Source organism: Snodgrassella sp. W8135, assembly GCF_016101225.1.
Classification (GTDB): domain Bacteria; phylum Pseudomonadota; class Gammaproteobacteria; order Burkholderiales; family Neisseriaceae; genus Snodgrassella; species Snodgrassella alvi.
In genome coordinates, this window is the sequence record NZ_JACFQX010000001.1 from 1,336,119 (window position 1) to 1,357,632 (window position 21,514).

The following is a 21,514-nucleotide window of genomic DNA, read 5'->3' on the forward strand; positions in this document are numbered from 1 at the left end:
AAAATATTTAAATTCATGTCAGTTTGTACTTAATAATGTACGTTGATTTCATTATAATAATGGTTTAGGAAAGTATTTATTAATGACAATATACAGAACACCTTCAGTATTAGCTTATCCGGGTAAAAGTGCTTTATTTATTACGTTAGGGATACAGAATAATCAGGCAGCGATTACCAAGGTACTCGAATTTATTACTGGTTTTTCAGCGTTAGTACGCAGTATGCATGGCCGGTTTCATGATGAAAATTTTAATGCATTAATGGGGATTGGTTCGGAAGCCTGGGACAGGCTGCGGCCGGGCAAACCAAAGCCTAAAGAACTGACTCCTTTTACTGCTATTAAAGGCGAAAAACATACTGCTGTAGCGACAGCTGGCGATCTTTTCTTTCATATCCGTGCCGATCGTCAGGATATTTGTTATGAAATGGCCGCAATGATTGATGAATTACTGGCTGATGCGACTTATTCCATTGATGAAGTAAGTGGTTTCCGTTATCTGGATGGTCGCGCTATCATCGGTTTTGTTGACGGTACTGAAAATCCGGAAGATGTATCCAAAGCAGAATATGCTCTGGTGGGTGATGAAGATCCGTTATTTCGCAACGGCAGTTATGCTTTTACTCAGAAATATCTGCATAACATGCAGGCATGGCGGCAATTATCAGTAGAAGAACAGGAAAAAGTCATTGGCCGGCGCCGTTTTAATGACATTGAGCTTTCTGATGAAGAAAAGCCGAAAACTGCACATAGTAACGTGAGTAAGGCTTATGATGCACAAGGCAATGAACTGAAAATTATTCGTGCCAATGTAGCATTTGCTCATCCGTCAAAAAATGAGTACGGTACGTTTTTTATCGGTTATGCACGTTCATTTGCAGTAACACGCCAAATGCTGCAGCATATGTTTACCGGAAATGACGAAGGTCACGTAGACCGTCTGCTGGATTTCAGCACACCGGTAAGCGGCAGTCTCTATTTTATTCCAGCACCTGATTTACTGGATGAATTTGATTCGTAAGTTATTATTGCAAGTTTTGATTCAAGGGGAACCTGCTACAAACTGCGACAGATTCGATTCATCAGCAACTTATTACAATACTTAAATAAAGGAAAACTGTTTGCATGGGTAGTGTACTTTTTTTACAGGCAATAACGGTTATTTTTTCACTGTCTATTGTCACCACATTATTAAATAAACGCTTATTTGATATGCCGCAGGCCATTGGTGTACCGATTGTTTCAGCCATTCTGGTGTTTGCACTGCAATGGGGCATGAATTTATTCGGACGCAATCATTTTATCCATGTAGATATCATGGCCTTAAAGGCAGCCGTAAGTCATATTAATTTTTATGATTTTCTGGTAAACGGCGTAATCTGCTTTATTCTGACCTCCTCTGCTCTTAAATTTAAGATTTCTGATTTAAAACGTTACTGGAGACAAATTCTGATTCTGGCCACTCTGGGATTATTGCTGTGCTCAGTGCTGTTTGGCGGTCTGCTTTATGGGTTTCAGTTTCTGGTCGGCGATCATGTTCCTCTGCTGGTTCTGCTGTTACTGGGCTCTGCTCTGGGTGCAACAGACCCTATCGGGATTAAAGGCGTACTGAGCTCAGTACGTACCCCACGCCATTTAATGGTTAAACTGGAAGGTGAATCATTATTTAATGATGCCATGTGTATCGTTGTATTTATGACCATTCTTACTCTGATTAATGGTCAGCACGTATCTCCTTTAGGTGTTATTGAAAATTTCTTCTATGAAATTGTTGTTGCCGTTATTATCGGGTTTATTTTCGGCATTGGCGCATTGCGCCTGTTGCATGGCAAACATGAAAATGAATCACTGATTCTGACAACAGCTTTGCTGGCTTCCGGTTCTTATCTGGTGGCTTATTTTGCTCATGCGTCCGGCCCGATTGCCTGTGTTGTCGGCGGTTTGATCGTTGGAAATAAATGGCAGGAAGTTTTACAGAAAAAAGAAATAGATGATGTTAATAACTTCTGGCACGCTGTAGAAGGCATCATCAATTCATTTCTGTTTACCTTAATCGGTCTGGAACTCTTTATCGTTGATATGAGTAAAACTCTGGTTATCGGCGGTATTATAGCTTTCGTATTACTGCATCTGAGCCGTTTTGCCGGAAACATACTGGCATTTATGTTGTTTCCGAAAGTATATAAGAAAAGCTACCATGGCAGCCTTACCATTTTATCTTGGGGGGGTGTACGCGGTGGTATCTCTCTCGCCCTGATACTGGCTGTAGCCAATATGCCGGCATTGGCTAAATACAGCGATATTCTGGTTGGTTATACATTTATCTGTGTATTGCTTTCCGGTGTGGTATGTGGCCTTGGCTTACCGGAAATACTCAACGCATTCTATTACAACCCAAATGAACCTAAAACTGGGTTCAGAGGCTGGTATCAGCGCCAGTGCCACCGTTTCAACCGCAGCGGAGTGATGTACACTATTGAGGATCGTTCTGACGGATCAGAATACATTTCTGTCTATAATCCTGTTGCAGTAGCCACTGCAGCGGCTAATCCAAGTGAAGAAATTGCACTGACTCCTGAAGAATTAAAACAGAAAGTAGATAAACTGGAAAATCCAGATAATTTCTAATTTGAAAAACTAAGGCCGGCATAACCATGCCGGCCTTTAAAATTTGAAAAAACTTACATCTACTTTTATTTATCCAATTGTGTTTCCACAAACCGTTTAACCGCAGCCGCATCATTATCCATCACGGTAACATGCTGTGGTAAATCTTCCAGTCCGTCTAGATTATCAGGGCGCGGTATGGTTACATCACTTCCAACTGCCTCATGAATAGTCTGTGCAAATTTAGCTGCCAGAGCAGTTTCCAGACACACAATGATTTCGCCTGCTTCGCGCAACTGTCGCGCTACCTTTACGCCATCTGCTGTATGCGGATCAATCAGCTCATTATCCTCCCGATACACCTGAGCAATGGTTTGCAAACGATCAGTATGAGTACTTTTACCAGCAGCAAAACCATACTGATGCTGAATTTTATTCAGCATATGGCTTAAATCAAATCCATTGCCTGCTGCAACCTGCTGCCAGAGTTTTTGCACATGAGAACCATCATGGTCAAGCAAATCATAAACAAAGCGTTCAAAATTAGAAGCTTTGGAAATATCCATAGATGGGCTTGAAGTAACAAATGTATGTGCCGCATCACGGGGACAATAATGGCCGGTATTGAAAAATTCATTCAACACATCGTTTTCATTTGTAGCAACAATCAGGCGATGAATAGGCAGGCCCATGCTTCGGGCAATATGTCCTGCCAGCACATTACCAAAATTACCACTGGGTACGCAGAATGAAACCTTTTGTTCATTTGTGCTGGTAGCCGCAAAATAGCCCTTAAAGTAATACACCACCTGCGCAACAATACGACCCCAGTTGATAGAATTAACTGTACTTAAATGATGGTGTGCCTTGAAAGCATGATCATTCTGCAGCGCTTTTACAATATCCTGGCAATCATCGAACATGCCTTTAACAGCAATATTAAAAATGTTACTGTCTTTCAGGCTATACATCTGAGCACGCTGGAAATCACTCATTTTTCCATATGGGGACAACATAAATACATTTACCCGCTTTTTGCCGCGCAGAGCATACTCAGCAGCAGAACCGGTATCGCCACTGGTGGCGCCGATAATATTCAGAAAGCGGTTTTCACGTTCCAGCACATACTCAAACAAATTACCCAATAATTGCATGGCCATATCTTTAAATGCCAGCGTCGGACCATTTGAAAGTCCTTCAATCAGAATTCCATCATGCAAAGTTCTGACCGGAGTAATCTCATTACTTCCGAATATTTCTTTTGTATATGTCTTATTAACTATCTTCTGTAAATCTGCTTTAGGAATATCAGTAGCAAACAGACTGATAATCTGCATAGCCAGTTCAGCATAACTTAATGACCGCCACTCATGAAGAGTAAATGTATCAATATGCGGATAGCTTTGTGGTAATAATAAACCACCGTCATCTGCCAGACCTGCCATTAATGCCTGACTAAAACTTTTTGGCGCGGTCTGCCCTCTGGTACTAATGTATTTCATTGTTTCTCCCGTATGATTTAATCATATTTGAGCTATAGTTAATAACGCTGGAATCTTATCCTGCATACTCTGGCCTGAGATACAGTAAATTCACGCACTCTTTGCTGACGAACCTGCGGATCGACCATTTTTGCAATTTCTTTAATACTGAGTTTTCGACTTGCATGTACTGCAATACAGTTACAATCCTTTTGACTGATTCTTTTGATGATAAATAATTCTGTCAACTGTTTATTTACCGATTGACCAAACTGACGCTGACATTCCTGATCGATCATATATCTGCCAATACCAGATATCAGCCCGTATTCTGATTTTCTGTCATAATTTATATAAGCCCCTATCACTACAACTACAAAAACCAGAAAAAACAATATTTTACTCATACAATTTCTTCAGTTGGATTAAATTTAAGTCTAGAATACAACTTTTCTTATTTATACAATATATAACCATACTGATTATACCTATAATCCAATGGTTACCAGCCCTGCAAAGTTTACATAATCAGGTACAATATATTACACGAATTATCGTGTACTGAATGACACGTTATGGATTTATTTAATCAGAAACCTTTACCGCCACTGGCAGAACAGTTACGCCCGAAAAATCTGGACGACGTAATCGGGCAGCAACACCTGATTGGTGCAGGTAAACCTCTGCGTGTTGCCGTAGAAACCGGACACCTGCATTCCATGCTGTTATGGGGTCCTCCCGGCGTGGGTAAAACCACTCTGGCACGGATTCTGGCACAAAGCTTTAATGCTCTGTTTATTCCTTTATCAGCGGTTTTTTCCGGAGTAAAAGAAATCCGTACTGCGGTTGAAAAAGCTCAGCTGGCTTTACAACAAGGACAACGCACCATACTTTTTGTCGATGAAGTACATCGCTTTAATAAATCACAGCAGGATGCATTTTTACCTTATGTCGAAAACGGCTTATTTACTTTTATAGGCGCTACAACAGAAAATCCTTCTTTTGAGGTTAATCCGGCACTGCTAAGCCGATCACAGGTGTATACCCTGCACTCACTCAGCATTGAAGAACTGAAACAATTACAAAATAAAGTTTTCAGCCTGCCTGAGTTTCAATCATTCAGTATCAGTTCGGATGCACAGACATTAATCCTTAACAGCGCTGATGGTGATGGCCGGCGTTTTCTGAATTTACTCGAACAACTGATTCATACCGCACAAGCACAGCAGCAAACTGAAATCAGCGCAGAGTTAACTGCCGGCAGTCTTGGCACGCAATTACGCCGTTTTGATAAAGGCGGCGACAGCTTCTACGAACAGATTTCTGCACTGCATAAATCAGTACGCGGATCTCATCCGAATGCCGCTCTATACTGGTTTACCCGGATGCTGGATGGTGGTGCTGATCCCCGCTATCTGGCAAGACGTATAATCCGTATGGCATGGGAAGATATTGGTCTGGCTGATCCGAGAGCGATGCAAATAGCCAATGATGCAGCGCAGACTTTTGAACGACTTGGCAGCCCTGAAGGGGAACTGGCTCTGGCGCAGGCAGTACTGTATCTGGCGTGTGCAGCAAAAAGCAATGCCGGTTATCTTGCTTATAACGAAGCCTGTGCTTTTGTCAAAAAACACCCGTCTAATGAAGTACCGGTTCATTTACGCAATGCACCGACTAAGTTAATGAAAGAGCTGGGCTACGGGCGTGAATACCGCTATGCCCATGATGAACCTAATGCCTATGCAGCCGGAGAAACCTATATGCCTGAAGGGATGGATGAACCGGCATTCTATCAGCCGGTAGCTCGTGGGCTGGAAATTAAAATCGCCGAAAAACTGGCGTTCTTACATAATCTTGATGAAGAGGCCGGACAGAATGAAATCAAATGAACATTCATTATGTACGATTAGTACTCAGCCATTCGGTTTGGTAGACGGTGAAAGTACCACATTGTGGACACTGACAAACAGTCAGGGGATGCAGGTATCTGTTATGGATTTCGGTGCCATAGTTACCTCGATCATCATGCCTGACAGAGATTGTAATCCTGTGCAATGTGTTCTGGGTTTCAATAATGCTGAGGATTATGCCAGCACCAGTTATCGTACCAGCAATCCTCATCTGGGCGCTGTAATCGGACGGCATGCCGGACGCATCAGCTTTGCCCATGCACCGCTCAACCATGAACTGCTCCACCTGACTGCTAATCAGGGAGAACATCATATGCATGGCGGGTATACTGGTTTTGATCAGAAATGGTGGAAAGTATGTGCTACCCACAATGATGAACATTGCGCTTCGGTTACCATGCAGCTTTTTAGTGCCGATGGTGAGGAAGGCTATCCGGGTAACCTGAATGTACAGGTATGCTATACCCTGACAGTAAATAACGAGCTGAATATTGATTTCAGCGCTGAATCAGATCGTGATACTTTAATTAATCTGACTCAGCATAGTTATTTTAATCTGGCTCTGAGAGAAAGCACGATTAGCGAACATCAGTTATGGTTGTTACCGCAAGAAGTCATCGTGACTGATAAAGATATGATACCAACTGGTGATATTCATAAAGCACCGGCAACGCTTGATTTTCATTCAGCACGTCCCATAGGCAGCAGTATTATTGATACGGCCTATGTATTACCACCAAATTCAGCAAACAACATTGTTGCGCGCTTAAGTGCTCCGGATACCGGTTTGTCCATGGCAGTAAAAACAGATGCACCTGTAATGGTGGTCTATAATGCCCAAAATCTGTCTGAGCAGCAGATACCGGCACGTAAATCACTTCTGCCATTTGCAGCAATCTGTTTTGAGCCGCAAGGCTATACAGATGCTCCGAATCACCATGCATTTCCGAATAATATTCTGCATGCCGGTACAAAGTTTAAACAGCATATAGCTTATATATTCAGCCGTGATCCCATTCAGCCAGTTATAAACTAACTGCAATTGGATTAATTGCCTGTAGTTTTATCCGGCTATGTCTGAACCTAAATAATACCGGATTGCTAAACAGAGTAAATATACTGCTACCGGCAGCCTTACTGGTTATTTGAACATGATAAAATAAGCATGTCTTTTACCCAATCAATAAGCCAATCATGAAATGGAATGATATTCATGCCATAGCATTCGATCTGGATGGTACCCTGGTCGATTCAATCGCCGATTTATGTGCTGCTGCCAATCATATGCGCGCGGAACTAGGACTGTCATCATTGCCAGAATCTGAACTGACTACCTATGTAGGTGACGGTTTATCCAGCCTTGTACACCGGGCTCTCAGTGGTAATCGGGACGGTCTGGTGGATGAAACAATCTGGACACAGGGATTTACTGCTTTTATTTCCTATTACCGTACTCATTTGAGTGTTCACACCCGCCCCTATCCTGAAGTAGAAACCGCACTGGCATTATTCCGTGCCCGTGGTTTGCCTTTAGCAGTAATCACAAATAAAAATGAAATTCTGGCAGTGGAATTATTATGTGAGCTTGGATTGGCTGATTCATTCAGTTTGGTTGTGGGTGGTGATACACTGGCTGAAAAAAAACCCTCTCCTATGCCTTTATTGCACACAGCAGAAGTATTAGGCGTACCCGTCGGCAATTTACTGATGGTTGGTGACTCTGCTAATGATATTCTGGCAGCTAAAGCAGCCGGAGCTTTAAGCTGTGGCGTCACATGGGGTTATGCAGATATGGCACAGCTGGCAAAAAACACCCAGACTAAACCGGACATTATTGTTGATCATCTGCCTCAGATTGATGATGGCATACGTCATCATGCTAACAGCGAAATCCGCGCATGAAGCAAAAAATCAGTTTACGTGCCCGTGCCATTGCCCTACTGGCACGGCGGGAAATCAGCAGAGCTGAGCTGGCACGTAAACTGCATCCTTATGCAGATGAAAACGACAATCTTGAAGCATTACTGGATGAACTGGCACAAAAGCACTGGCAATCAGATGAGCGATATACGGAAACTTATATCAATAGTAAAAGCCGGCTGCATGGCAATCTGCGTTTAGAGCAAAGCCTGAAGCAAAAAGGTGTTGATGCAGCTCTGATTGCAGATTATTTACCGGACAGAGAACAACAGACAAATAATGCTATAGCTGTTTTGCAAAAAAAATATCGTCAGCCTCCCGCTGACTTAAAAGAAAAACATAAATGTATGCATTTTCTTGCTTACCGCGGTTTTAGTATGGATATTATTCACTCAGCTATCCGCCAGGCGTGGGCTGATACTTCGCTGCCTGACGAAGATGAATACTGATTATAATGCCAGGTACTGACTGCACATCCTAAAAATACAAAATTTCGTCTATATACATACAAAATCAATACCTGTACATTTAATTCAGCAAAGCATTATTCAATAAAAAAAGCCCGGACTCATAACCGGGCTTTTTTGGTATGTCAAATTAATTAATGTAAACTGACATCTTCACGTTTCACATGGTCGTTACTTGTACCTGTAGGCTTTCCCGACCAGTAGCTGGCGAGAAACGAACCGGAAATATTATGCCATAATGAAAATATTGCGCCCGGTAAAGCAGCCATCGAACCAAAAAAGTTAGATCCCAATACTGCTGCCAGACCAGAATTCTGCATCCCTACTTCCAGAGCCAGTGTGCGACAGATGGATTTATCAAAACCAAACAACCGTCCACCCCAGTAACCGCCAATCAGCCCTAAAGCATTATGCAAAATCACACCAATAACAACAATTACCGTTTTTATTCCGATTTTATCGCTGCTTAATGACACCACAGTTGATAGCACAATAATAATCATACACATCGTTATCAGTGGCAGTGAAGGTATAATTTTTTTTACCAGTTTCGGCGCAAAATAATTAATGCTTACCCCTATAGCAATAGGTAAGGCAACAATCAGCAAAATTTCCCTGAGCATATTTACGACAGGTACTTCAATTGATGCTGCTATATAAAGTTTTGCCAATAGTGGTGTAGCAAAAATGCCCACTACAGTAGACAAGGCACTGATTGTGACAGACAGTGCAACATCACCTTTGGATAAAAACACCATCACATTCGAAGCAGTACCACTGGCCACACACCCTACCAGCACCATTCCTGCCTGCAATTCTGGCGACATGTTCAGCAATCTGGCAATCAGCCATGCGGCCAGTGGCATAATCAGATAATGCAGACCAATACCTGCCGCAATAGGCGCCGGCCGCTTCAATACCCGGGTAAAATCCTCAATTCTCAGCGTCATGCCCATGGATAGCATCACCAGCATCAACATTTCAGAAATATAAGATTTCAGAGGAATAAAAACGGCAGGATTATAATAGGCAAAGATAGAACATAAGGCTGCCCACAATGGGAACAGCCTCGTGATAATAGCAATCATGAGAATCGTCTCATGCAATGACAAAAATCAGCTTAAGCAGCCATAGCCTTGATTTTGGCAGCCAGACGGCTTTTATGACGTGCAGCTTTATTTTTATGGAAAACACCTTTATCAGCAATGCGATCAATCACTTTAACGCTCTCGCTGTAGGTAACCTGAGCAGCTGCTTTGTCACCAGCTTCAACGGCTTTCAATACTTTTTTAACCGCAGTGCGAAAAGCGGTACGCAAGCTAGCGTTATGGGCACGTTGTTTCAGTGCCTGACGGGCGCGCTTACGAGATTGTGCACTATTGGCCATCAATATCTCCTAACATACATATACAAATCATGAAACGCAGAATTTTAATGACTTCACAGCATAAATGCAAGTACCGGTGTTGTTTTTTCAGCAGGCAACATATAAAAATAAGAAGCCAGGATTACCTGTCCTGCTGTGTTTTTTCATCCTTGATTATGCTATTTTCCGGCAATTTGCGGAAATAATCACTTCTCCAGTACGCCTGAGTTCCTTCCCGAATCAATACCAGACATATTGCAGCCAATGGTAAGGCCAGCAGCATACCGACAAAACCAAGTAACTGCCCGAATGCCATCAATGAGAAAATAACCCAGAACGGAGACAGACCAATTCTGTCGCCCACAATTTTCGGAGTGACAAAGAAGCTTTCCAGAAACTGACCAATGGCAAATACACCCCAGACAAGTAATAGTCCTGTCCAGCCATCAAACTGCAATAATGCTGCCAGCGTGGCCAGCAGCAGACCGGTAAAAGCACCCAGATAAGGGACAAACACCAGCAAACCGGCAACCATACCTATAGCAAATCCGGATTCCAGCCCTACCAATGCCAGCCCCAGACCATAAACCATGCCCATAATTACCATTACTAGCAGTTCGCCGCGAAGGAATTCGCCCAGTACCGTATCCATGTTGGTAGCGATACGATTATAAGTAGGTAAGGCACGGCGCGGAATCAGATGACGGATACCAGAGGTCCAGCGATTCCAGTCCAGCAGAAAATAATATAAAAGAAAAGGCAGTAACAGCAGATTGGTCACCCACTCTACCATACCACTGCTATGCTGCCATACTACAGGTAAAACTTTTGAAGCGGCATCTTTAATACTGGCATTATGAGTTTGAATCCATTGTGCTACATACTTGGACATATAATCCGCATCCCAGCGGATACGGATATGAAATGTCTGATTAAGCCATGGAACAAGCCGGTGATGCACCCAGTCAAGAAATGCGGGCAGTTTCTCATAAATACTGTCCAGCAAATTAATCAGCATCGGTATCACAATCAGCAGCAAAATCACAATAACACTCAGTCCCAGAAACATCACCAGCATTGCTGCCAGTGAGCGGGAAAGTTTTAGACTGTGAAGTTTTACTACCAATGGATTTAAAATGTAAGCCAGTACTCCGGCTGCGGCAAAAGGCATTAGAATCGGTTTTAGCCCTATAAACAGACTGATGGTTGCCAGCAGTACCAACCCTCCTATAATCCAGGGGGCAATACCAGAAGAGGTTTTGCTGTTCATATTCATTCAATTACACTCATACTGATTAATAAAAATATAAGCTCACAGCAATACACGGATAGTGATTTATCAGCATATTTATTTTGATAATAGCTGAATAAGCGCAGTACTGGAATGTCTAAATGTAACTTACGTATCAGATACTGATATTTTTTTGCAAATATTATTCAATTTAACCAGCTGATTTAATCAATTATTTCCGAATTTACCCTTTTTTGTCCAATAAAAAAGCTGTCCGGAAAAACCGGACAGCTTGTGACATAAGAATTTTAGTTCTTACTTTTTACGCTGTGGTGGCAGGTCAGTACACGTACCCATAGCGACTTCAGCTGCCATACCTATTGATTCACCCAGCGTCGGATGAGGATGGATGGTGCGACCGATATCATCTGCATCACAACCCATTTCAATAGCCAGACAGATTTCACCAATCATATCGCCGGCACTCGGACCAACAATTGCACCGCCGATTATCAGTCCACTGTCAGCGTCAAAAATCAGCTTAGTAGCCCCCTCACTGCAACCATTGGCTACAGCACGGCCGGAAGCAGCCCAAGGGAATACAGATTTAGTGATTTTTACCCCGTCTTTTTTTGCCTGATCTTCTGTCATACCTACCCATGCAACTTCCGGATTGGTATAAGCCACTCCGGGGATAACACGTGCATCAAAATACGCCTGATGACCGGCACAATTTTCAGCAGCCACATGGGCTTCATGTACAGCTTTATGCGCCAGCATCGGCTGACCCACAATATCACCTATGGCAAAAATATGCGGTACATTAGTACGCATCTGCTTATCAACATTAATAAACCCGCGATCTGTAACGGCCACTCCGGCGTTTTCTGCGCCTATCAGCTTGCCATTAGGTGCACGACCGGCTGCAACCAGAACCAAATCATAGCGTTGCGGCTGTGTCGGAGCTTTAGCGCCTTCAAATGTCACGTAAATACCATCTTCTTTAGCTTCAACAGCTGTGGTTTTGGTATTCAGCATGATATTATCAAAACGATGTTCGTTTTTCTTCTGCCAGATTCTGACCATATCGCGGTCAGCACCCTGCATCAGACCATCCATCATTTCTACTACATCCAGACGTGCGCCCAGTGTGCTGTACACTGTACCCATTTCCAGACCAATAATACCGCCGCCGATTATCAGCATTTTTTCCGGCACAAATTTCAGTGCCAGAGCGCCTGTTGAATCAACAATGCGCGGATCTTCAGGAATAAACGGTAAATTAACTACGCGGCTACCGGCAGCAATAATGGTATTTTTAAAAGCCAGTGTTCTGGTTTCACCGGTTTCAACACGTCCTTCCCCTGAAGTCAGTCTGACTTCAATATGATGCGGATCGATATAGCGACCATTACCGCGAATAATATCAACTTTACGGGTTTTAGCCATGCCGGCCAGACCGCCGGTCATTCTTGCTACTACTTTTTCCTTGTAGCTGCGCAACTGGTCGATATCAATTTTTGGTGCCGGATACTCAATGCCATTGGCTTTCAGTTCTTTAACTTCATCGATTACAGCTGCATTATGCAGTAAAGCTTTGGATGGAATGCAACCGACATTCAGACAAACACCGCCCAAAGTTGCATAACGTTCCACGATGGCAACTTTCAGGCCTTCATCAGCTGCAGCAAAAGCCGCAGAATATCCGCCCGGACCACCGCCAAGTACAACAACATCGTACTCAGCATCACTGCTGCCGGAGTAACTGGCTGCCTGAGGTGCGGCTACCGGTGCACTTTCAGCCGCAGGAGCACTTACTGCCGGTTTAGCAACAGCTTCTACTACTGCAATCACACCGCCTTCAGAAATTTTATCACCAACTTTAACTTTAACCTCTTTCACCACACCGGCTGTTTCTGCCGGTACATCCATCGTGGCCTTATCTGTTTCCAGCGTAATCAGTGTATCATCTACCGCAACGGTATCGCCCGGTTTGATTTCTACCGCAATAATATCGACATCTTTATAATTGCCGATATCCGGTACTTTCAATTCAATTAAGCTCATGGTCTTACCTTTTGCCTGACTGTTGCATCAGATACAACAGTAATTGCCTGTATTTCATGTATACAGGCTGCCAGAAACCAATCTGTTTTCAGGCAGCCTGTTATTTAAAAACTTACAGAGATACGCGGCGGAAATCAGCCAGCAGCTGGCTGATAAATACCAGAAAACGCATACCGGCCGCACCATCAATCACACGGTGGTCAAAAGACAGAGACAGCGGGCATTGTAAGCGCGGCTCAAATTCCTTACCAGTCCAGGTCGGTTTGATCTGTGATTTACAAACGCCCAGAATAGCCACTTCCGGTGCATTAACAATAGGCGTAAAGCCTGTACCGCCAATACCGCCTAAAGAAGAAATGGTGAAAGAAGCGCCTTGCATTTCCTGAGGTTTCAGCTTGCCTTCACGGGCACGCTTACTCATATCAGCCAGTTCCTGCGTGATTTCTTTCAGACCTTTCTGGTCAGCGTTTTTAATAACCGGCACAACCAGACCATTCGGCGTATCAGCGGCAAAGCCGATATGAATGTATTTCTTCAGAATCAGGTTATCACCATCAAGCGAAGAATTAAATTCAGGGAATTCCTGTAATGCTTTCACGCAGGCCAGAATAATGAAAGCCAGCGGAGATACTTTAATACCTGCACGCTCCCATTCTTTATTCAGCTGTTTACGGAAAGCTTCCAGATCTGTCATGTCTGCATCTTCATGCAAAGTAACATGAGGAATCATTACCCAGTTACGAGCCAGATTCTGACCGGAGATTTTCTTGATTCGTGACAGTTCTTTAACTTCAATTTCACCAAATTTGCTGAAATCTACTTTAGGCCATGGTAATAAATCCAGCCCGCCTCCGAGAGAAGCACCGCTACCACCCCGATCAACCTTCTGCATAACCGATTTAACAAATTCACGCAGATCAACAGGGGTAATGCGCCCTTTACGTCCACTACCACTTACACGTCCTAAATTTACGCCAAGTTCACGAGCCAGTTTGCGTACAGATGGGCTGGCATGGGCTTTTTCAAAACCTTTCTCATCAATATCAGAGCTGCCAAAAGCCTGAGGCACATGGCTTTTGATTTCGGCACGTAATTCATTATTTTCGGCAGATGGTGTGGCAGCAACCTGTTTTTTGATTTCAGAAGCTTCTTTTTGTTCCGGCGTTAACGGTGCGGCAGCAGCACTTGCCGGAGCAACAGCCACTTCAATCAGAGCACTTCCTTCTGATACTTTATCGCCAACTTTTACATGTACAGCCGTTACTTTACCGGCAACAGTAGACGGTACATCCATCGTCGCTTTATCAGTTTCCAGGGTAACCAGTGTCTGATCAACAGCCACATCATCACCAACCTTAATATCTACTTCAATTACATCAACATTCGAGAAATTACCGATGTCCGGTACTTTCACAGCAACAGACTGAGCAGCTGTACCGGCTGCTTCGGTAGTTGTTGCCTTAACCGGAGCTTCAGTAGTGGTACCGGCAGATGAAGATGCACTTGCGGCAGCAGAAGTTTCTACTTTCACAATCACATTACCTTCAGATACTTTATCACCTACTTTAACCAGGACTTCTTTCACCACACCAGCCTTATCAGCAGGAACGTCCATAGTGGCTTTATCTGTTTCAAGCGTAATCAGGGTATCGTCTACCGCAATGCTATCGCCAACTTTGACCGCCACGTCAATAACATCGACACCGGTATAATTACCGATATCAGGCACTTTTATTTCTACAATCTGACTCATCATTATGTCCTTTGATGACAGCAGGCTTAAGCCTGCGTCCGACAATCATTAGCTTGCACAGCCAGCAAAACCTGCCTGAAATCCGAATGAACTTCAGGCATTGGGTTTATTAACGTGCCCAGCTCGGTTCTACATCAGCCTTGATACCATATTTATTGATGGCATCCTGTACCACCTGTTTACTGATCTTGCCTTCATCAGCCAGACCATTCAGAGCAGCTACAGCCACGTGGTAACGGTTGATTTCAAAGAACTCACGTAAATTGTCACGGGAATCACTGCGACCAAAGCCATCTGTACCCAGAACTGTGAACACATCCTGTGGTACATAAGCACGAATACGGTCAGCAAAGTGACGTACATAATCGGTTGAAGCCACAATCGGACCTTCATGACCAGACAGTAATTGAGTCACATAAGGTACTTTCTGGGTATCGGTCGGATGCAGACGATTGTAGCGTTCGATATCAATACCATCACGGTACAGTTCATTAAATGAAGTCACACTCCAGATATTGGCATCAACATCGAAATCCTGTTTCAGCAGTTCTGCTGCAGCAATCACTTCCTGCAAAATAACACCGGAACCCATTAACTGCACTTTCAGTTTACCGCTGCCACCTTCCTGCAACAGATACATACCTTTCAGAATCTGCTGTTCGATTCCTTCACGCTGCGGCATAGCCGGATGTTTATAGTTCTGGTTCATCAAAGTGATGTAATAGAACACATCTTCACGGTCTACATACATGCGCTGCATACCATGCTGAATAATGACAGCAACTTCATAAGAGAAGGATGGATCATAGGAAATGCAGTTCGGAATCAGCTCAGCCTGAATATGGCTATGACCATCCTGATGCTGCAAGCCTTCACCGTTCAGAGTTGTACGGCCGGAAGTACCGCCCAGCATAAAGCCACGGGCACGCTGATCACCGGCAGCCCAGGCCAGATCGCCGATACGCTGGAAACCAAACATTGAATAATAAATATAGAATGGGATTAGCGGGCAATCATTATTGGAATAGCTTGTTGCAGCAGCAATCCATGAGCTCATTGCACCCGGCTCATTAATACCTTCCTGGAAAATCTGACCATTTTTAGATTCTTTATAGAACATCAGCTGGTCGTGATCCTGCGGGGTGTAAATCTGACCTTTTGGATTCCAGATAGCATACTGACGGAACAGACCTTCCATACCGAATGTACGGCTTTCATCCGGCACAATCGGCACAATCCGCTTGCCGATATTTTTATCTTTAAGCAGTGTACTCAGAATACGTACAAAGGCCATTGTTGTAGAGAACTCACGGTCACCGCTATCCTGCAACTGAGCTTCAAATTCACTTAATGGCGGAATTGGTAACTGCTCAGAATCAGGATGACGGTAAGGCAGGAAGCCACCCAGCTGAGCACGGCGCTCTTTCATGTATTTCATTTCTTCGCTGTCTTCAGGCAGTCGGAAGAATGGCAGAGTATGCTCCATCTCTTCATCAGTTACCGGAATCTGGAAACGATCACGGAATTGTTTCAAAGATTTCATATCCATTTTCTTAGCCTGGTGAGCAGTATTCTGTGCCTCACCAGAAGCACCCATACCATAACCTTTAATGGTTTTAGCCAGAATTACAGTCGGACGTCCATCCGGATTATTAACTGCTTCATAGTAAGCGGCATACACCTTATGCGGATCGTGACCACCACGGTTCAGTGACCAGATTTCATCGTCTGACATATTAGCCACCATGGCTTTCAGTTCAGGCGTATTGAAGAAGTGTTCGCGCACATATGCGCCATTCTGTGATTTATACATCTGATAATCACCGTCAACACATTCTTCCATGCGTTTTTTCAGCAGATTATCTTTATCCTGAGCCAGCAGTGCATCCCACTTACTGCCCCAGATTACTTTCAGTACATTCCAGCCGGCACCGCGGAAGTTGCCTTCCAGTTCCTGAATAATTTTACCGTTACCGCGTACCGGTCCGTCCAGACGCTGCAAGTTACAGTTAACAACAAAAATCAGGTTATCTAATCCATCACGGGCAGCCAGTGCAATTGCGCCCTGACTTTCCGGCTCATCCATTTCGCCGTCACCACAGAATACCCATACTTTACGGCCCTGATTTTTCGCCAGACCACGGGATTCCAGATATTTCAGCAAACGAGCCTGATAAATACCCTGGATTGGTCCCAGACCCATAGATACTGTCGGGAACTGCCAGAAGTCAGGCATCAGCCATGGATGCGGATAAGAAGACAGACCATTACCATGTACTTCCTGACGGAAATTACTCATTTGTTCTTCAGTTAAGCGGCCTTCAACAAATGCACGTGCATAGAAACCAGGTGCACTATGACCCTGGAAAAATACCAGATCGCCTTCCTGATTATCTGTTTTACCATGCCAGAAGTGATTGAAACCAACATCATATAAAGTAGCACAAGACTGGAAGCTGGCAATATGCCCGCCCAGCTCAAGATTCTTTTTGCTGGCATTTAATACCAATGCTGCTGCATTCCAGCGCACCAGTGATCGGATTCGGTGCTCTAATTCATGATTACCCGGTGATTTTTTTTCTTTACCAACAGGAATAGTATTCAGATAGGCTGTTGTGGCACTGAACGGCATATAAATGCCTCGGCGGCGGATATAGCGCACCAGGCTTTCCATTAAATAATGCGCACGTTCAGGTCCCTCTTCTTTCAGCACCGAGCTGAGTGAATCCAGCCATTCCTGGGTTTCAATCGGATCGATATCTTGATCATGGAAGTCAGCAGACATAGCAATATCCTCTTTCATTTGGGATTGAGTCATGAACAAAACACTTTATGTTGTTGCTATTTCATTTATCATTTTCTTTATTAACCAGATGCTTTACCAAATTAATTAAAAGAAATACAAATAAATTCAAATAACTTACAATAAATCTGCATAATCTTAGTTGAATAAAAGCATATATTATTGTGATGCAACATACTGTATTTTCGTTTAAATCGTACCAGCGTAATACCTAAACAGCAATGTATTTTTACACCAATTTTCTGATTTAAAACAAATAAACAAATCATCACAGAAAGTTTATCAGAATGTGGTAAATGATTTTTACTATGCCAAAAACAGGTAATTATATAAAACAAAAGTAAATATAATAAGTTATATTAATACCAAATACGTAATTATCATTAACAAAAACTATTTTTTATTAATAAATTCAGAATTGAAATTATTTTTGAACTTCCGCACATTAATTGACATTTATTAACTAATAAATTTTATTTTATACAAACGCTATTACTGAGTAATCAATTTGTTTATTCGCTGCTTTAAACAACCAAACCTAAATCAAGTTATCAGTATCAGTTTTACTCAGACAAATGAAATTTTCTTTATTTTTTATCTTAGTTTTAATTCTTTAGAATTTTATTTATAGTTTAATGTTAAATAATTATCATAAATTGATCCCATAAAATTATTTCACATTCTGTTATTTTCAATCTCAATTTATAATTTATTTAATCTAATCAATATTATATTAGCTGGATTATTACAATTTTTCTTTACCGCATTATCAAATCAAGTTTTAATTTCTTTCAGACTTCAAAAATTAATCATTTCATTTTTATTTATCTATAATTAAAACACAAATATACATTTTATTAATTGTTTTTACTACCTAAAATAAGCACTTTAAATCTTAATCATTTGACCTTATTTTGATTTAAATAGTATTTTGAAAACGAATAGAAATTTCAGCAAAGGATAAAATATGGCTGAACGCAATTATTATGAAATTCTCGGTGTTGATCGAAAGGCCAGCGAAGACGATATCAAAAAAGCCTATCGTAAACTAGTTCGCAAATATCACCCTGACGTGAGTAAAGATCCTGATGCCGTAGCCAAAACTAGTGAAATCAATATTGCTTATGAAACCTTACATGATAAGGAAAAACGGGCTGAATATGATGAAATGCTGGACAATCCGTTCCGGCATAGCAGCCGGCAGGCTGGAGGTAGCCAGGGTGATTACAGTTATCAGCAGTATGATTTTGACCCAAGTCACTTTGGTCAGAACGGAGCCTTTGGCAATGGCGATTTTCGTTTTGACGACTTATTCTCTGCTTTCGGCAGCAGTGCAAGACAAGGCTTTCAACAACGCCGAAGCGGTCCGGTAGGCGGAGAAGACCAGCATGCTGAGCTGGTTATTGATATTGCCGCAGCCTATCAGGGAGCACAGCGTAATTTATCCCTGGATATGCCTACACTGAATGCTCAGGGGCAAATGGCTTATGAGCGTAAAACACTCAATGTAAAAATTCCGGCAGGGATTACTGAAGGTCAGCAAATCCGGCTTAGCGGTCAGGGATTACCTGGTTTTAACGGTGGTTCATCCGGAGATTTATATTTAAAAATCAGTTTCCGTAATCAGGATAATTTATATGTCCAGAACCGTAAAGATGTTTACCAGCGTATCAACGTTGCTCCCTGGACTGCTGCATTGGGCGGTAAAACAGATATTACTACTCCAGCCGGCAAACTGAGTGTCAATATTCCTGCCAACAGCTACAACGGGCAGAAAATGCGCCTGAAAGGTAAAGGTATACCGGCAAAAGCAGCCGGTGATTTGTATCTGCTGATAAATATTGTGCTGCCACAAGCCAGTAACGAAGCAGACCGTGCCGCATGGCAGGCACTTGCCACGCATTACGCCGGTTTTAAACCACAGAATCATGTTTGATAACAGGAGCGAAGAATGAATAAAAATCAACAAGATATTGAATTAAGCTTTGATGATCTGGTTCGTGCCTGTGACAATCAGAGTAACTGGATATTAAGCCTGATTGCTGAAAGCGTTATTCCTGTTGAACAAGAACCGCAATTGGCGCGCTATAGTGGCTACCATATGGCTATTGCCCGCCGCGCATGGCGTATTCATCGTGATTTTGATGCCAGTGCGAGTGCCACTGCACTGATTCTGCAATTACTGGATGAAGTAGAAGATTTACGCCGACGCGGTTAATCCGGAGTGAGTAATTAACCAATACTCTTTGCAGTTACTGGTCATTATCCGGCAATTGTGCAGAACCCATTCGCCGTAAAATTACATTGGCTTTACGGCGAATTTCTTTATCTCGCGGATGATCAATGTAATAAAGTGGTCTGGGTACACGCGCAGCGAGTTTGGCTGCCTGTTGCGGAGACAACTGCATGGCGGTTCGTCCATAAATCGTTTCACTGGCCGCTTCGGCACCGTATACCCCATATCCCCACTCAATAACATTCAGATATAGAGCAAAAATCCGGTCTTTATTGGTTGTAGCTTCAAGCAGCGAAGTAATCACTGCTTCTTCTGCTTTACGCCAGTAACTGCGACTTTCAGATAAAAACAGATTTTTAGCCAGCTGCTGGCTGATGGTTGACCCGCCAGCCTTAATATTACCCTGACGTTCATTTTTTTTAATTGCCGTACGGATACCATTCCAGTCAAAACCATCATGTTCGGCAAAACGCGCATCTTCTGAGGCAATCAGCGCTTTTTTCAGATTTGGCGAAATACGGTTGTAAGCTACCCACTGATAATTCAACTGCGTATCCGGACGGGTTTCAGCCAGCTCATGCATACGTAACAACATAAACATGGTACGGTGCGGCGCCACTGTCCGATAGATTAACAGACTGCCATAAATATAAACATTAAACAGCAAAAACAGCGTAACGAGCACAATTAACAAATTACGCACGATTTTCATGACTGTTCCATTTCTTTACGTATCTGCTCGGTTACCGGCCGGATATCAGGATTAAAACCATGCCACAGTGCATATGAGGCTGCTGCCTGCGCTACCAGCATACCAAGACCATCAGCCAGATTCCGGCACCCTGCTTCATGAGCCTGAAGCAAAAAAGGGGTTAACTTTGCCGAATACATCATATCGTAAACCAGTTGCGCTCTGGCCAGTGCTGGCGCAGATACAGGTAATTTCTGCCCGTGTAAACTACCTGAGGTAGCATTGATAATGACATCATATTCCGGTTTTATCTGCGTTACCGCACACCAGCTTACATTATGCTCCTGAGCAAGCAGGTGCGCTTTTTCAACTGAACGGTTAGCAATAGTCAGCGAAGCCGGCAGTTGCTGTAAAAGTGGCTGAATGACACCACACGCTGCACCACCCGCTCCCAGCAGTAATATATGTTTATTACTCAGAGAAAAAGACAATAATTCTTCAATTGCCCGCACCAGACCGATACCGTCAGTATTGTCCCCCAGCAACTGCCCGTTGCGCCAGAATAAAGTATTAACAGCTTTTGCTGCTTTAGCCCGTTCAGTCAGCACATTAGCCAGAATATAAGCCTCATGCTTAAAAGGCACAGTAACATTGGCCCCAGTTCCGCCAGCTTTAAAAAATTCTCTGGCTTGTGCAGCAAAATCATCAACAGCAATCAGACGCCGCTCATAAATTAACTTTTGACCGTGCTGAGCAGCAAAAGCCTGATGAATTTGCGGAGAACGACTATGCGCTACAGGATTACCCAATACTGCAAATATACTCATTGACTCCCCTCTGCTATGTAAATAACTGTTGCCATTATCCAGACTACACCGGTTAAAGGCAAAACCCTATCATAAAACCATTAATTTTTCTTTCATGATAAGCAGACGCTGGTTTTCATACGCATGCATATCTGGTCGCTAAATAAATTTCTGAC

18 protein-coding genes are annotated in these 21,514 nt (G+C 43.0%); 8 read left to right on the forward strand and 10 right to left on the reverse strand.

Going from position 1 to position 21,514, the window contains the following annotated elements:
• Window positions 1-82: 82 nt before the first annotated feature.
• Together H3T75_RS05965 and H3T75_RS05970 are read left to right on the forward strand one after the other, a co-directional pair.
• Window positions 83-1,021, forward strand: coding sequence for a Dyp-type peroxidase (locus tag H3T75_RS05965; RefSeq protein ID WP_078475312.1), 939 nt, complete (start codon window positions 83-85; stop codon window positions 1,019-1,021).
• Between the two features lie 104 nt (window positions 1,022-1,125).
• Window positions 1,126-2,628 (forward strand): sodium:proton antiporter, encoded by a 1,503-nt coding sequence (locus H3T75_RS05970; protein WP_078475313.1) that lies wholly within the window; start codon window positions 1,126-1,128, stop codon window positions 2,626-2,628.
• Between the two features lie 65 nt (window positions 2,629-2,693).
• Here H3T75_RS05970 and thrC read toward each other — a convergent pair whose 3' ends face one another.
• A complete protein-coding gene (gene thrC / locus H3T75_RS05975) occupies window positions 2,694-4,109 on the reverse strand; it encodes a threonine synthase (protein ID WP_198211244.1) in 1,416 nt (471 codons plus the stop codon).
• Between the two features lie 38 nt (window positions 4,110-4,147).
• Window positions 4,148-4,495, reverse strand: a complete 348-nt coding sequence (locus H3T75_RS05980) for a hypothetical protein (protein WP_025330398.1) — start codon at window positions 4,493-4,495, stop codon at window positions 4,148-4,150.
• A 168-nt stretch (window positions 4,496-4,663) separates the two neighbouring features.
• Here H3T75_RS05980 and H3T75_RS05985 point away from each other — a divergent pair, with 168 nt between their 5' ends.
• The 4 genes from H3T75_RS05985 (at window position 4,664) to recX (ending at window position 8,367) form a co-directional block, all read left to right on the forward strand.
• Entirely contained in the window at window positions 4,664-5,977 is a 1,314-nt protein-coding gene (locus H3T75_RS05985; protein ID WP_078475316.1) for a replication-associated recombination protein A, read from the forward strand.
• Window positions 5,964-7,034: an aldose epimerase family protein gene (locus tag H3T75_RS05990; RefSeq protein ID WP_198211245.1), complete on the forward strand. Its 1,071-nt coding sequence runs from the start codon at window positions 5,964-5,966 to the stop codon at window positions 7,032-7,034. The genes H3T75_RS05985 and H3T75_RS05990 overlap by 14 nt, the downstream gene beginning before the upstream one ends.
• A gap of 158 nt (window positions 7,035-7,192) precedes the next feature.
• Window positions 7,193-7,900: a phosphoglycolate phosphatase gene (locus tag H3T75_RS05995; RefSeq protein WP_084552856.1), complete on the forward strand. Its 708-nt coding sequence runs from the start codon at window positions 7,193-7,195 to the stop codon at window positions 7,898-7,900.
• Entirely contained in the window at window positions 7,897-8,367 is a 471-nt protein-coding gene (gene recX, locus H3T75_RS06000) for a recombination regulator RecX (protein ID WP_037391581.1), read from the forward strand. Before H3T75_RS05995 ends, recX begins: the two co-directional genes overlap by 4 nt.
• Before the next feature lie 152 nt (window positions 8,368-8,519).
• Here the strand turns inward: recX and H3T75_RS06005 are convergent, their stop codons facing one another.
• The 6 genes from H3T75_RS06005 to aceE form a co-directional block, all read right to left on the reverse strand.
• Window positions 8,520-9,473, reverse strand: coding sequence for a bile acid:sodium symporter family protein (locus H3T75_RS06005; protein WP_198209555.1), 954 nt, complete (start codon window positions 9,471-9,473; stop codon window positions 8,520-8,522).
• Window positions 9,474-9,505: 32 nt separating this feature from the next.
• Window positions 9,506-9,772, reverse strand: coding sequence for a 30S ribosomal protein S20 (gene rpsT, locus H3T75_RS06010; protein WP_025330392.1), 267 nt, complete (start codon window positions 9,770-9,772; stop codon window positions 9,506-9,508).
• A 121-nt stretch (window positions 9,773-9,893) separates the two neighbouring features.
• Complete coding sequence (locus H3T75_RS06015; RefSeq protein ID WP_084562660.1) at window positions 9,894-11,021, reverse strand: AI-2E family transporter; 1,128 nt, start codon at window positions 11,019-11,021, stop codon at window positions 9,894-9,896.
• Window positions 11,022-11,297: 276 nt separating this feature from the next.
• A complete protein-coding gene (lpdA, locus tag H3T75_RS06020) occupies window positions 11,298-13,049 on the reverse strand; it encodes a dihydrolipoyl dehydrogenase (protein WP_198211246.1) in 1,752 nt (583 codons plus the stop codon).
• 112 nt (window positions 13,050-13,161) lie between these two features.
• A complete protein-coding gene (aceF, locus tag H3T75_RS06025) occupies window positions 13,162-14,802 on the reverse strand; it encodes a dihydrolipoyllysine-residue acetyltransferase (protein WP_198211247.1) in 1,641 nt (546 codons plus the stop codon).
• Between the two features lie 109 nt (window positions 14,803-14,911).
• Window positions 14,912-17,620 carry a pyruvate dehydrogenase (acetyl-transferring), homodimeric type gene (gene aceE / locus H3T75_RS06030; protein ID WP_370570074.1) on the reverse strand — a complete coding sequence of 903 codons (2,709 nt, stop codon included), beginning with the start codon at window positions 17,618-17,620 and terminating at the stop codon, window positions 14,912-14,914.
• 952 nt (window positions 17,621-18,572) lie between these two features.
• Between aceE and H3T75_RS06035 the strand changes: the two genes are divergently transcribed.
• Window positions 18,573-19,541: a DnaJ C-terminal domain-containing protein gene (locus H3T75_RS06035; protein ID WP_084549895.1), complete on the forward strand. Its 969-nt coding sequence runs from the start codon at window positions 18,573-18,575 to the stop codon at window positions 19,539-19,541.
• Window positions 19,542-19,556: 15 nt separating this feature from the next.
• Window positions 19,557-19,823, forward strand: coding sequence for a chaperone modulator CbpM (locus tag H3T75_RS06040; RefSeq protein WP_078475325.1), 267 nt, complete (start codon window positions 19,557-19,559; stop codon window positions 19,821-19,823).
• Between the two features lie 34 nt (window positions 19,824-19,857).
• Here the strand turns inward: H3T75_RS06040 and mtgA are convergent, their stop codons facing one another.
• Window positions 19,858-20,553 carry a monofunctional biosynthetic peptidoglycan transglycosylase gene (gene mtgA, locus H3T75_RS06045; protein WP_084547417.1) on the reverse strand — a complete coding sequence of 232 codons (696 nt, stop codon included), beginning with the start codon at window positions 20,551-20,553 and terminating at the stop codon, window positions 19,858-19,860.
• The gene (gene aroE, locus H3T75_RS06050; RefSeq protein WP_084585084.1) at window positions 20,550-21,359 is read right to left on the reverse strand and encodes a shikimate dehydrogenase; all 810 of its coding nucleotides are present in this window, start codon (window positions 21,357-21,359) and stop codon (window positions 20,550-20,552) included. Before aroE ends, mtgA begins: the two co-directional genes overlap by 4 nt.
• Between the last annotated feature and the right edge of the window lie 155 nt (window positions 21,360-21,514).

Coding starts and splice junctions, on each gene's coding strand:
- aceF (WP_198211247.1), bottom strand. CDS start 14,802: ATGAGTCAGATTGTAGAAATAAAAGTGCCTGATATCGGTAATTATACC.
- H3T75_RS05980 (WP_025330398.1), bottom strand. CDS start 4,495: ATGAGTAAAATATTGTTTTTTCTGGTTTTTGTAGTTGTAGTGATAGGG.
- mtgA (WP_084547417.1), bottom strand. CDS start 20,553: ATGAAAATCGTGCGTAATTTGTTAATTGTGCTCGTTACGCTGTTTTTG.
- thrC (WP_198211244.1), bottom strand. CDS start 4,109: ATGAAATACATTAGTACCAGAGGGCAGACCGCGCCAAAAAGTTTTAGT.
- H3T75_RS06005 (WP_198209555.1), bottom strand. CDS start 9,473: ATGATTGCTATTATCACGAGGCTGTTCCCATTGTGGGCAGCCTTATGT.
- H3T75_RS05995 (WP_084552856.1), top strand. CDS start 7,193: ATGAAATGGAATGATATTCATGCCATAGCATTCGATCTGGATGGTACC.
- aroE (WP_084585084.1), bottom strand. CDS start 21,359: ATGAGTATATTTGCAGTATTGGGTAATCCTGTAGCGCATAGTCGTTCT.
- H3T75_RS05990 (WP_198211245.1), top strand. CDS start 5,964: ATGAAATCAAATGAACATTCATTATGTACGATTAGTACTCAGCCATTC.
- H3T75_RS05970 (WP_078475313.1), top strand. CDS start 1,126: ATGGGTAGTGTACTTTTTTTACAGGCAATAACGGTTATTTTTTCACTG.
- H3T75_RS06040 (WP_078475325.1), top strand. CDS start 19,557: ATGAATAAAAATCAACAAGATATTGAATTAAGCTTTGATGATCTGGTT.
- H3T75_RS06015 (WP_084562660.1), bottom strand. CDS start 11,021: ATGAACAGCAAAACCTCTTCTGGTATTGCCCCCTGGATTATAGGAGGG.
- recX (WP_037391581.1), top strand. CDS start 7,897: ATGAAGCAAAAAATCAGTTTACGTGCCCGTGCCATTGCCCTACTGGCA.
- H3T75_RS05965 (WP_078475312.1), top strand. CDS start 83: ATGACAATATACAGAACACCTTCAGTATTAGCTTATCCGGGTAAAAGT.
- rpsT (WP_025330392.1), bottom strand. CDS start 9,772: ATGGCCAATAGTGCACAATCTCGTAAGCGCGCCCGTCAGGCACTGAAA.
- aceE (WP_370570074.1), bottom strand. CDS start 17,620: ATGACTCAATCCCAAATGAAAGAGGATATTGCTATGTCTGCTGACTTC.
- H3T75_RS06035 (WP_084549895.1), top strand. CDS start 18,573: ATGGCTGAACGCAATTATTATGAAATTCTCGGTGTTGATCGAAAGGCC.
- H3T75_RS05985 (WP_078475316.1), top strand. CDS start 4,664: ATGGATTTATTTAATCAGAAACCTTTACCGCCACTGGCAGAACAGTTA.
- lpdA (WP_198211246.1), bottom strand. CDS start 13,049: ATGAGCTTAATTGAATTGAAAGTACCGGATATCGGCAATTATAAAGAT.